This window comes from Aeromonas sp. R1-1 (assembly GCF_040908495.1).
In the GTDB taxonomy this organism is placed as follows: Bacteria; Pseudomonadota; Gammaproteobacteria; order Enterobacterales; family Aeromonadaceae; genus Aeromonas; species Aeromonas veronii.
The window spans coordinates 1-11,046 of the sequence record NZ_JBFODV010000219.1; the positions used below are offsets into that span (position 1 = coordinate 1).

Sequence of the window (11,046 nt, forward strand, 5' to 3'; positions counted from 1 at the left end):
CATTGAAAATCAAAAATTGTTTTTGATGCTCGATGCTGTGAGTGCCCACACAGATTGCTTGATTCAAATTGTTAAAGAGCGTCACGCTTGTCGCGTTGAGGAGGCGCATATTACGCCTCTCACTTCGAAAGTCAAGCGATTGTTTTCGCTTTTCTTTCGGCGCCCACTTCGCTAGGAAGCTGGCTCATCAGTTCGGCGTGTTCCGCCGTGCTGGTAGGGGCGCATTATAGGGAGCCGCACCGGGATGACAAGGGCTTTTTGCAAAAATGCGTTCGTTTGCTGAAAAAGCGAACTGAACGCCCCAAAACAACCCCTTGGCATCTCTTTTACGCCGCTTTTTTGCTCAACTCTTCGCTTTGTGCCCGGATATAGTTGACCCAGGTGGTTGCCTTCTTCTGCCAGTGATCCTGTTGTTGCAGCTCACGGGCCAGTTCCAGCGCCTGGGCATACTGCTCCTTATTAAGGTGTGCCTGCACCAGCAACGCTTTGGCGCGATTGCCTTGCTCGCCCTTCACCGACTTGATGGCAGCGAGCTGGGTCATGGCAGCATCAGTCTTGCCCTGTTGCAGCAGCAGTTCGGCGGCGCGCATGGCGGCTTTGGGCTGACCGTGCTGGTTGGCGAGCAGCTGCCAGCTATCGACCGCTTGTGACCACTCCCGGGCACCTTCCCACAATTGGGCAAGCAGTTGGCGGTTTTCAGCACTTTGCTTCATCTGTCCCTTGGCCATGGCCGCTTCCAGCAGACGGGCACCACGATAAGGCAGCCCTTGCCAGGCATAGAGACGGATCAGCTGATTGCGGGCAGACGCATCATCCATCAGTTTTCTGTCGATAGCTGTTTGCAACAGAGCCAACGCCTGATCGCCACGTTTGGCGGAGAGGTTGAGCGACACCGCCTGCTGCCACCATTTGCTCTCTTTGGGTTCGTGGCTGATCAACTCAGCCGCCTGATCGGCCGCCACGCCATAACGTTGCTGAGCGGTGAGGGCGGAGAGACGAATAATGGCGGCCTGCTTCTGCCAACCCTTCTTCAACAACTGTTCGCTCTGGCTGGCAGCGTCACCGTACTGCTTGTTGTGGTAATAGAGGCCGGCCAGACGCAGGCGCAGTGCATCGTCTTGCTTGATCGCCAGTGCCGCCTTGTAGCTAGCAATGGCACCAGACCAGTTGGATTGCTGGGCCTGAATATCGCCGCGCAGTCGCAGCAGCTGGAGCTGTTGTTGCTCGGGCCACTCTTTATAGGCAAGGGCCTGTTCGACATAACGGCTCGCCTGGGCGGTCTGTTGCAGATTGGCCGCCAGCGAGGCTTGCAGCTGCGCCAGCCAGGCACGCTCGGCATCGCTATTTGGCTTGAGGCCGGACGCCTTGCTCTGGGCTTGTTGCCACTGACCGGACTGATAGAGCTTCATCACGGGTTCAAGCTGACGGGAGAAGTGAGGGCTGACCTCCATCGCCAGACAGGCTTGGCCGACCAGGGCCAGCAGACAGATCCAGATCCGCAACATAGTTATGACTCCAGTTTGAATTTGAGCGTGATGACTTGCACCAGCTTGTCGGTAGCGCCCGGTCTCGGCTGATAGCGCCACTTGTTGATCGCCTGAATGGCCGCCCGCTCGAACTGACGCTTGGGCTTGGCCTCGACCACTTCCACATCCTGCACGCCACCTTCGGCATTCACGCTAAAGCGCAGGGTGACGAATCCTTCGATCCCTGACTGCTGGGCACGATAGGGGTAGACCGGCTCGATCCGTTGCAGCGGCATCAGCATGTCACCTGCGCCGATACCCGCGCCCTGCTGCTGGCCGTGGTAGTTGCCACTCAATACCGGTGCGGTACTGGTCGCCACTCCGGGGGCATAGACCTGCACCGCACTGAGGCTGGAGACCAGATCCAGACTCGGCTCAACGGCCGCCAAGGGGGCTGCAGCGGGCATCGGCAGCGGTGTCGAGGCCAATGCCGCGGGAGGCTCTGGCAGAGGCTCGGGTTCCTGCGGTACCGGACGCTCGCGTACCTGCACCTCGGTCACCTCGTTCTGCATATTGATGACGATGGGCTTCTGTTCGCTCGCCACCTTCTCGCCCCGGGGCGGTTCAACCAGCGTGGCCATGAACAGCAGGATGCCCAGACTGAGGGCGATCCCCAGCCCCAGGCTCATTAGCTTGTATTTCATTTCGGCGCCACCGCCACGGCGATATTGGCGATACCCGCCGCCTTGGCCTCATCCATCACCCGCACCACCTTGCCATGGGGCACTCGCTCGTCGGCCTGGATCACCAGGCTGGCATCGGGCTGCTCCGCCAGCAGACGGGCGATGGTGGCCTGTACCCGCTCCACATCGATCTGCTTGCGGTCGAGGAAGATCTGACCCTGAGCCCCGATCGCCAGCATGATGCTGGAAGATTTCTGCGCCTTGGCCTGACTGGCCTGGGGTCTGTGTACCTCGAGCCCGGCTTCGCGCACGAAGGAGGTGGTGACAATAAAGAAGATCAGCATGATGAACACGATATCCAGCATGGGGGTCATGTCGATCTGCACTTCGTCACGCTGGCGTTTGGATTGCCGTCTCATTGCATTACCTTCTCTTCTCGCAAGCCGTCCCGGGTCTTGGCCAGCGCGCGCTTGGCCTGACTCTCGAGGCGACTGAGTAACAACACGCCGGAGAGCGCCACCACCATGCCTGCCATGGTGGGGATGGTGGCGCGGGAGATCCCGCCCGCCATGCTCTCCGGGTTAAAGCGGTTGGCCGCGGCCAACGCATCGAATACGCCGATCATGCCGGTCACAGTGCCCAGCAACCCCAGCATGGGGCAGAGCACCACCAGGGTGCGGATGAAGATCAGATGACGGTTCAGTTCCAGCTCCGCCTGCGCCAGCCAGCGACTGCGGATCGCCCGGGCGTGCCAGCTGTGGCGCTCGCTGCGGGCCTGCCAACGACCGAGCAGCTGTTGCTGCAACGGGCCGAAACCCAGATTGAGGTAGAGCAGCCGCTCGATCATCAAAATCCACATCAGCACCAGCAGGGCCAGAATGACCCAGAGCACCGGGCCGCCACGGCCCATGAAACTCTGCAGCTGTTGCCAGATGTCGAGCATCATGCTGCTCGCTCCATCCCGCCGTTATTGCTCTCGGCGCGCTCGGCCAGAATGCCGGCCACCTGCTGCTCCAGTACATTGGAAAGCTCGGTGAAGCGCGATTGCAGCAGGCTGTGGGCCAGGATCAGCGGAATGGCCGCCACCAACCCCTGTACCGTGGTGACCAGTGCCATGGAGATGCCGCCCGCCATGATCTTGGGATCGCCGGTACCAAACTGGGTGATGGCCTGGAAGGTGCCGATCATCCCGGTCACGGTACCGAGCAGACCCAGCATGGGGGCGATGGCCGCGATTACCTTGACCATGCCGATGCCGCGCTCCATGCGAGGAGTCTCCTGCAGGATCGCCTCATCAAGACGCAGCTCGAGGGTCTCCATGCTCAGCTCGGGGTGTTTGTCCGCCACCGTCAGCACCCGGCCAAGGGCGTTGTCGGCATGGTACTCACCGCTCTTGAGCTGGCGGCGCACCCGACCCAGTTCGCGGGAGAGGCTCCACAGCCGTACCGCAGCGATACCCAAACCGATGGCGGCCAACAGCACGATAATGGCGCCGACCTGACCACCTTGTTGAACCTGCTGCCAGAAGGTGGGCGCCTGTGCCAGCATCGCCAGCAGAGTGCCATGAGAAGGATCCAGCGGCAGCGCTTCCCCTTCCTGACCCTGATAAGCCGCAACGGCAGAGAGCACGCTACCGGGCAGACCCAGTACCGGGCTCAAGCCTTCGGCGGTCGGTTGCAGGAAGCCTTCGCTCCCCAGCAGGGCAAAACTGCCAACCCGGGTCAGCGACTGCTCGCTGGCAGCACCCTGGGCATCGAGCACCTTGCCGTTGAACTGGGCAATCCGGCCAGATTCACGGATCTCCTGCAGCAGCCTGGCGGGCAGCAGGGCGAGAGCGGCGCGATCCGGCACCTGTTTATCCTGTGCCATGGCTTTCAGCGGGGCGAGACGCTCCGGGTACTGGCCCTCGACGGCGGATTCGCTCAGCAACTTGACCGCATCGCTGGCGCCCTGACGGGTGACCGCGAAGATCTCGTTCATGTCGCCGGAGGCTTGCTCCCACTGGGCGTTAAGCTCGACCAGCTGCTTCTCGTTGCTGGCGAACTTGCCGGCCAGCTCCTTGCTCAGGCGCTGGGCCTCGGCCAGTCTGGCGCGGGCAGTGCCGAGCTCCCTGGCAACGGTCGCCAGATCTTGCTGAGCCTGCTGTTCACGAGCCTGTTCCTGCTGCTGCCACTCATCGGCGACAGCGGCGTTGGTACCGCAGGAGAGGGCAATAAGGAGGGGGAACCACTTCATGGTGACTCTCATGATTGGGCCTCCTGACTGCGGCTGACAGAGAGGGGGACATTGAGCAACTGGGGAACTTTCTTGTCGGCGGCCACATCCATCGCCTCGGCAATGGGGGAGAGCCACTGGCTGTCGAGGGCTTGCCACTGCTTAGCCTCGGCAGACCAGCGCCATGCCTGACTGCGATCGGCCGTCATCGCCAGCAGGGAGACCCGGCCCAGCGCCAGCACATCGACCCGACGCGGAGCACCATCCAGCTCCAGCTCGGCGGAATAGCTGTCCATCCGGCTGCCGTACTCGGCTTCGATCTGATAGGCCTGCAGCAGCTGACGGAATTTCTCTGCCTCGCTAACGTCTGCTCGGGCCAGGGTCGCTTTCAACTGTTCAACCCGCGCCAAACGATCTTCCTTGCGCAGCGGGATGTCGTTTTGCACCAGCTGTTCCAGATCTGCCTGCATCTGCAACATCAGCGGGATCAAGCCCTGACGGGTCTCTTGCACCGCCTCCAGCTGCTGGCTCAATTTACCCAGCTCATTTTGCTGATCGGCCACCAGAGATTGCATGTAGCGGTTGTAGGCTTCGAGGTCGCGCAGTTGCAGCTGGGCATTTTGCAGCTCCAGTCGTGCGGCAACAGCGGCATCGGCGGCTTTTTCCACCCGCTGCTGGGAGGCTTTCCCGGCAGCTATGCTGTTCTTGAGGGCGGGAGCAACCAGCTCATCCCCGATGGCAGCAAAGTGGACTGACAGTGGCAGCAGGGCCACACCCCATAATTTGTTCATTGAAATACATCTTACTAATGATAACTATTATCATTATCTCAAATGCAGGGCGGACTGGCAACGAGAGGATTTTCTTGGCCTTTATGCACAAAAACAGGATAATTTTTAAGCACGCACGGAATAAGTGGCGCCAATAGCCACCGCACAAATATAAATAACGATAAAAAATCTTTTCGATCAGTGTGATAGAGATCGAAAAAGGAGAAAGTAATGCTCAACGATGCGATCTGGGAACATATCGACAAGTTCACCAAGGCAACAAAAACCAGCGATATCCAGCAACTGCTGGAGCGCTTCAGTCATCAAATGGGCTTTGATTACTTTCGGCTGCTGATTATTTTCCCCATCAGCATGCAAAAATCCCACGTGGCACTGTTCAACAACTGTCCGACCACCTGGTTTGACGCCTACAGCGAAAACCAGTATCTGACCCAGGATCCGGTGGTCTATCTGGGGCTGAAACAGACCCAGCCGATCTTCTGGAACAAGCTCGACTGCGACTCGCCCTGGCTGCCCAGCGCCAGCCGCGACGTGATGAACCTGGCGGCTGATTTCGGGGTACGCAATGGCGTCTCCTTTCCGCTGCACACCCCGCAGGGGGAGCACGGCATCCTCTCATTCATCACCAAGGAGAAATCCAACTCCGACCTGATGTTTGAAAATGTCCCGCTGCTGTCGTTCTGCGCCAGCTATATCTTCAACTCCGCGCTGCAACTGATCAAAAGCAGACCGGATATGATGAAATACCTGACCGAACTGTCGGATCGGGAGAAGGAGTGCCTGTTCTGGGCCAGCGAGGGCAAGACCTCCTGGGAGATCGCCACCATCCTCGGCATCAGTGAGCGGACGGTCAACTTCCACCTGACCCAGGTGACCAACAAGACCGACTCGAAGAACCGCAGTCAGGCCATCGCCAAAGGGATCACCAGCGGCATCATAGTGCCCTCCCTTGATGAGGTCACCATCACCAACCTGCGGCTGTCGTAACCCCTCAGCAGCAACAAAAAGAGCCGCAATTGCGGCTCTTTTTCATTTCAGAAAGTGACTTATCAGATAGCGACTTACTCAACGGTCACCGATTTTGCCAGGTTGCGCGGCTGGTCGACGTCGGTGCCCTTGATCAGGGCAACGTGATAGGAGAGCAGCTGCAGCGGCACGGTATAGACAATGGGGGCGATCACCTCTTCCACATGGTTGAGGTTCATGACCCGCATGGTCTCGTCGCTCTTGAAGCCGGTATCGGCATCGGCGAACACGTAGAGGATACCGCCACGGGCGCGCACCTCTTCCACGTTGGACTTGAGCTTCTCCAGCAGATCGTTGTTCGGCGCCACCACAATAATGGGCATTTCGGCATCGATCAGCGCCAGCGGGCCGTGCTTCAGTTCGCCAGCGGCGTAAGCTTCGGCGTGGATGTAGGAGATCTCTTTGAGCTTGAGCGCCCCTTCCATGGCGATGGGGTACTGGCTGCCACGGCCGAGGAACAGGCTGTGCTGCTTGTCGGCAAACTCTTCGGCCAGGGTTTCGATATCCTTGGCCAGCGCCAGGCTCTCTTTAATACGCAGCGGCAGGGCTTGCAGCGCCTTGACCAGTTCGGCTTCGGCGGCGGCACTCAGATGGCCACGGCAGTGACCGACCGAGGCCACCAGCATCAACAGGCCAGCCAGCTGGGTGGTGAACGCCTTGGTGGAGGCTACGCCGATCTCGGCACCGGCACGGGTCATAAAGGCCAGATCCGATTCACGCACCAGCGAGGAGCCCGGCACGTTGCAGATAGCCAGCGAGCTCATGTAGCCGGATTCCTTGGCCAGACGCAGCGCCGCCAGGGTATCGGCAGTCTCGCCACTCTGGGAGAGGGTCACCAGCAGGCTGTTGGGGCGCACTACCGATTTGCGATAGCGGAACTCGGAGGCGATCTCCACATCGCAGGAGACGCCAGCGATCTCTTCGAACCAGTAGCGAGCCACCATGCCGGAGTGATAGGAGGTGCCGCAGGCGACGATCTGCACATGCTCGACCTTGTCAAAGATGGCGCGTGCGCCGTTGCCGAACGATTCGACCACCACGTGATCGCTGCCCAGACGCCCTTCCAGGGTGTTGGTGATCGCTTTGGGCTGCTCGTGGATCTCCTTGAGCATGTAGTGGCGATATTCGCCCTTGTCACCGGCATCGTGGGAGAGTTCGGACTCCTGCTCTTCGCGCACCACGGCGTTGCCGTTGGTATCGAAGATGTGCACGTCACGGCGGGTCACTTCGGCCACATCACCCTCTTCCAGGAAGATGAAACGACGGGTCACCGGCAGCAGCGCCATCTGGTCGGAGGCGATAAAGTTCTCGCCGATGCCACGGCCGATCACCAGCGGTGAACCGGAGCGGGCAACCACCACGCGGCTGTCGTCGCGGCTGTCCATCACCACGGTACCGTAGGCACCGCGCAGCTGCTTCACCGCAGTCTGCATGGCGGCCAGCAGGCTACCGGCGCTCTTCAGCTCGTGATGGACCAAATGGGCAATCACTTCGGTATCGGTGTCGGAGCTGAACACATAGCCCAGCGCCTTCAACTCTTCCCGCAGCTCTTCGTGGTTCTCGATGATGCCGTTGTGCACCACCACGATATGCTCGGAAACGTGGGGGTGGGCGTTGCGCTCGGAAGGCTCGCCGTGAGTGGCCCAGCGGGTATGGGCGATGCCGGTACCACCATGAACGGACTGCTCGTCGAGCGCCTTGGCCAGCTCGGCCACCTTGCCCAGACGGCGAACCCGCTGCAACGGCTGGTTGGGGCTGAACACGGCCACACCGGCTGAGTCATAACCGCGGTACTCCAGACGGCGCAGGCCCTCTACCAGAATTTCAGCCACATCACGTTGGGCAACAGCCCCGACGATGCCACACATACACTTCTCCTTGAGATGCAAATCGTAAAGTCAGTTGGATGGTTCAGAGCTCGATGTCAGCAAGTGACCGGGGCGCAGATAAGCGTCACCCCCTGGGCTTGAATCTGTTCTCTGGCCTCGCTGGCCAGCCCCTCGTCGGTCACCAGGGTATGGATGCTCGACCAGGGAAGTTCGAGATTGGGGATCTTGCGGCCGATCTTTTCGGATTCGACCATCACAATGACCTCCCGCGATACCTCGGCCATGACCCGCGACAGGCCCACCAGCTCGTTGAAGGTGGTGGTGCCCCGCTCCGGGTCGATACCGTCGGCACCGATAAAGAGCTGGTCGAAGTCGTAGGAGCGCAGCACCTGTTCCGCCACCTGCCCCTGGAAGGATTCGGAGTGAGGGTCCCAAGTGCCACCGGTCATTAACAGGGTAGGCTCATTTTCCAGCTCGCGCAGGGCACCGGCCACATTGAGGGAGTTGGTCATCACGATGAGGCCGCGCTTGTTGCCCAGCATGGGGATCATGGCGCTGGTGGTGCTGCCGCTGTCGATGATGACGCGGTTGTGATCACGCAGCCGCTCGGCCGCCGCACGGGCAATAGCTAACTTTCGGTTCGAAACTTGTTCATGGTTGACCTCGACCACCATCTCGTTCGGCAAGGGAACGGCACCACCATAACGGCGCAGCAGCAGACCGCCGGTCTCCAGTACCGCCAGATCTTTACGGATGGTCACTTCGGAGGTAGAAAAGTGTTTGGCGAGGGCGTCGACACTCACTTCACCCTGCTCTTGTACCAGGGTCACTATGGTGTGACGGCGTTGTTGAGTATTACGTTTGGTCATTTTTAAGTTTCGATTCGAAAGAACATCGAAATATTAGCCCCTTTTTCGGAAAAATAAAACAGCAAATAGGATCCGATTTGGTTCGATGCCAGAATGGGGTGCCAATTTGCGACGAGGATGCCATGCAAAAGAGAGTCATCTGGCTGGTGGAGGATGAGGCCAGCATCGCCGACACCCTGATTTATGCCCTGCAGACCGACGGGTTCGAGGTGGAGTGGTTCATGCTGGGCCTGCAGTTGCTGACACGACTGGAACAGACGCGACCCGACTTCCTGATCCTCGATGTGGGGCTGCCCGACATCAGCGGCTTCGAACTCTGCAAGCAGGTGAGGGCGCTGACCGATATCCCCCTGATGTTCCTCACCGCCCGCAGCGAGGAGATAGACCGGCTGATCGGGCTGGAGATCGGTGCCGACGACTATGTGGCCAAACCCTTCTCGCCACGGGAAGTGTGTGCCCGGGTGCGGGTCATCCTGCGCCGCAGTCAGCCCGTCGCCCCCCAGCCCAGCGCCCTGCTGGTACTGGATGAGGAGCGGGCCCGCATCCATTTTCGCGGCCAACCGCTGGCCCTCACCCGCTACGAATATCTGCTGCTCAAGACCCTGATGCTGGCGCCGGGCCGGGTCTACTCCCGCCAACAGCTGATGGATCTGGTGTGGCAGGATGCGGAAGAGAGCCTGGATCGCACCGTCGATACCCATATCAAGACCATCCGCGCCAAGCTGCGCGAGCATGATCCCGAAGCCAACCTGATCCTCACCCATCGCGGGCTGGGCTATAGCCTGGAGCTGGCATGAGACTCGGGTTGCAACTGCTGTGCGGCCTGCTGCTGATCTTCGCGCTGGCCGCCTGGTTCGTGCTGGAGATCTTCGTCGAGGAGATCAAACCCGGAGTGCGCAGCGCCACCGAGGATACTCTGGTCGACATGACCCAGCTGCTGGCGCCGCTCGCCCTCGATGATCTGCAAGAGGGCAATATGATGAACGGGCGGCTGGCCAGCGCCTTCGCCCGTCTCAACCAGAATCCCATCAATGCGATGATCGACGGCCACCTCAAACAGCAGGCGGAGTACCGCATCTATGTGACGGATCGTCAGGGGATGGTGATTTACGACTCCGACGGCACGGATCTGGGCAAGGATTATTCCCGCTGGAACGATGTCTACCGCACCCTGCGCGGTCAGTATGGCGCCCGCAGCACCCGCACCGATCCCGACGATGCCGCCAGCTCGACCATGTATGTGGCGGCACCGCTGCGGGAGGGGACAGAGATCATCGGCTCCCTCACCGTCGCCAAACCCAATCGCACCCTGATGCCCGCTATCGAGCGGGGTGAACGGGAACTGCTGCAGGCCGCCGGCCAGATGCTGTTCATCTCGCTATTGATCGGCAGTCTGCTGGTTTGGTGGCTCAACCGCTCCATCGGTAAACTGGTGCACTACGCCGAATCGGTCAGCAAGGGGGAAGCTGCGCCGCTGCCGCAACTGCACACCGTCGAGCTGGATCGGCTCGGCCACGCCCTTGAAACCATGCGCCACCAGCTCGATGGCAAGAGCTATATCGAGGGCTATGTCCACAGCCTGACCCACGAGCTGAAAAGCCCGCTGGCCGCCATTCGCGGGGCAGGGGAGATCCTGGCCGAAACGCCGCCCCCCGAGGTGGCCAGGCGCTTTATCGGCAACATCAATCAGGAGAGTGCCCGCATGCAGCAGCTGATCGAACGGATGCTGCAACTGGCGCGGCTGGAGTCGGGGCAGGGGCTGGATCGGCAATCGGTAGAACCGGCCGGGCTCGGTAAGCGGGCGCTCGATGCCCGCCAGATTATCACCCAGCGCCGGCAGGTAGCACTGGTCGCCGAGCTGGCCGGTGCCCCCAAGCAGAAGTGGGACCCGCTGCTGGTGGAGCAGGCCATCGGCAACCTGCTGGACAACGCCATCGACTTTTCACCGGCAGGCGCCAGCGTCACTCTCAGCGGCACCCTTCAGGAGGATGGCTACTGTTTTCGGGTCACCGACAGCGGCCCCGGCATTCCCGACTACGCCCTGCCACGGATCTTCGAGCGCTTCTACTCCCTGCCGCGCCCCGACAAGGGCAAGAGCAGTGGTCTCGGGCTCAGTTTCGCCCATGAGGTGGCCCACCAGCATGGCGGGCGTCTGACCCTGAGCAACC

General features: G+C 60.6%; 11 protein-coding genes. 3 read left to right on the plus strand and 8 right to left on the minus strand.

The genetic code is table 11. The annotated features are described in order from the left end of the window. Positions 1-326 precede the first annotated feature (326 nt). The 6 genes from AB5Y92_RS14685 to AB5Y92_RS14710 are packed head-to-tail and all read right to left on the minus strand — an operon-like array spanning position 327 to position 5,154. On the minus strand, positions 327-1,505 hold the full coding sequence (locus tag AB5Y92_RS14685) for a hypothetical protein (protein WP_164537872.1): 1,179 nt from the start codon (positions 1,503-1,505) through the stop codon (positions 327-329). Positions 1,506-1,507: 2 nt separating this feature from the next. Further along, positions 1,508-2,170: an energy transducer TonB gene (locus AB5Y92_RS14690; protein WP_005339371.1), complete on the minus strand. Its 663-nt coding sequence runs from the start codon at positions 2,168-2,170 to the stop codon at positions 1,508-1,510. Continuing rightward, complete coding sequence (locus AB5Y92_RS14695) at positions 2,167-2,568, minus strand: biopolymer transporter ExbD (RefSeq protein ID WP_005339369.1); 402 nt, start codon at positions 2,566-2,568, stop codon at positions 2,167-2,169. The genes AB5Y92_RS14690 and AB5Y92_RS14695 overlap by 4 nt, the downstream gene beginning before the upstream one ends. Further along, positions 2,565-3,095: a MotA/TolQ/ExbB proton channel family protein gene (locus tag AB5Y92_RS14700; protein ID WP_005339367.1), complete on the minus strand. Its 531-nt coding sequence runs from the start codon at positions 3,093-3,095 to the stop codon at positions 2,565-2,567. Before AB5Y92_RS14700 ends, AB5Y92_RS14695 begins: the two co-directional genes overlap by 4 nt. Then, positions 3,092-4,396 (minus strand): MotA/TolQ/ExbB proton channel family protein, encoded by a 1,305-nt coding sequence (locus tag AB5Y92_RS14705; protein WP_159164637.1) that lies wholly within the window; start codon positions 4,394-4,396, stop codon positions 3,092-3,094. Before AB5Y92_RS14705 ends, AB5Y92_RS14700 begins: the two co-directional genes overlap by 4 nt. Beyond that, the gene (locus AB5Y92_RS14710) at positions 4,393-5,154 is read right to left on the minus strand and encodes a DUF3450 domain-containing protein (RefSeq protein WP_005357258.1); all 762 of its coding nucleotides are present in this window, start codon (positions 5,152-5,154) and stop codon (positions 4,393-4,395) included. The genes AB5Y92_RS14705 and AB5Y92_RS14710 overlap by 4 nt, the downstream gene beginning before the upstream one ends. Before the next feature lie 210 nt (positions 5,155-5,364). Between AB5Y92_RS14710 and AB5Y92_RS14715 the strand changes: the two genes are divergently transcribed. Further along, entirely contained in the window at positions 5,365-6,141 is a 777-nt protein-coding gene (locus tag AB5Y92_RS14715; RefSeq protein WP_005357256.1) for a LuxR family transcriptional regulator, read from the plus strand. Between the two features lie 74 nt (positions 6,142-6,215). Here the strand turns inward: AB5Y92_RS14715 and glmS are convergent, their stop codons facing one another. Together glmS and AB5Y92_RS14725 are read right to left on the minus strand one after the other, a co-directional pair. Further along, entirely contained in the window at positions 6,216-8,048 is a 1,833-nt protein-coding gene (gene glmS, locus AB5Y92_RS14720; protein WP_368227036.1) for a glutamine--fructose-6-phosphate transaminase (isomerizing), read from the minus strand. Positions 8,049-8,104: 56 nt separating this feature from the next. Further along, complete coding sequence (locus AB5Y92_RS14725; protein ID WP_368227037.1) at positions 8,105-8,878, minus strand: DeoR/GlpR family DNA-binding transcription regulator; 774 nt, start codon at positions 8,876-8,878, stop codon at positions 8,105-8,107. Between the two features lie 122 nt (positions 8,879-9,000). Here AB5Y92_RS14725 and blrA point away from each other — a divergent pair, with 122 nt between their 5' ends. Together blrA and blrB are read left to right on the plus strand one after the other, a co-directional pair. Continuing rightward, positions 9,001-9,675 (plus strand): beta-lactam response regulator transcription factor BlrA, encoded by a 675-nt coding sequence (blrA, locus tag AB5Y92_RS14730; RefSeq protein ID WP_216949883.1) that lies wholly within the window; start codon positions 9,001-9,003, stop codon positions 9,673-9,675. Then, a partial coding sequence (blrB, locus tag AB5Y92_RS14735; RefSeq protein WP_368227038.1) for a beta-lactam sensor histidine kinase BlrB occupies positions 9,672-11,046 on the plus strand: 1,375 nt, incomplete at its 3' end. The genes blrA and blrB, both read left to right, overlap by 4 nt.

Coding starts and splice junctions, on each gene's coding strand:
- AB5Y92_RS14685 (WP_164537872.1), bottom strand. CDS start 1,505: ATGTTGCGGATCTGGATCTGTCTGCTGGCCCTGGTCGGCCAAGCCTGT.
- AB5Y92_RS14690 (WP_005339371.1), bottom strand. CDS start 2,170: ATGAAATACAAGCTAATGAGCCTGGGGCTGGGGATCGCCCTCAGTCTG.
- AB5Y92_RS14695 (WP_005339369.1), bottom strand. CDS start 2,568: ATGAGACGGCAATCCAAACGCCAGCGTGACGAAGTGCAGATCGACATG.
- AB5Y92_RS14700 (WP_005339367.1), bottom strand. CDS start 3,095: ATGATGCTCGACATCTGGCAACAGCTGCAGAGTTTCATGGGCCGTGGC.
- AB5Y92_RS14705 (WP_159164637.1), bottom strand. CDS start 4,396: ATGAGAGTCACCATGAAGTGGTTCCCCCTCCTTATTGCCCTCTCCTGC.
- AB5Y92_RS14710 (WP_005357258.1), bottom strand. CDS start 5,154: ATGAACAAATTATGGGGTGTGGCCCTGCTGCCACTGTCAGTCCACTTT.
- AB5Y92_RS14715 (WP_005357256.1), top strand. CDS start 5,365: ATGCTCAACGATGCGATCTGGGAACATATCGACAAGTTCACCAAGGCA.
- glmS (WP_368227036.1), bottom strand. CDS start 8,048: ATGTGTGGCATCGTCGGGGCTGTTGCCCAACGTGATGTGGCTGAAATT.
- AB5Y92_RS14725 (WP_368227037.1), bottom strand. CDS start 8,878: ATGACCAAACGTAATACTCAACAACGCCGTCACACCATAGTGACCCTG.
- blrA (WP_216949883.1), top strand. CDS start 9,001: ATGCAAAAGAGAGTCATCTGGCTGGTGGAGGATGAGGCCAGCATCGCC.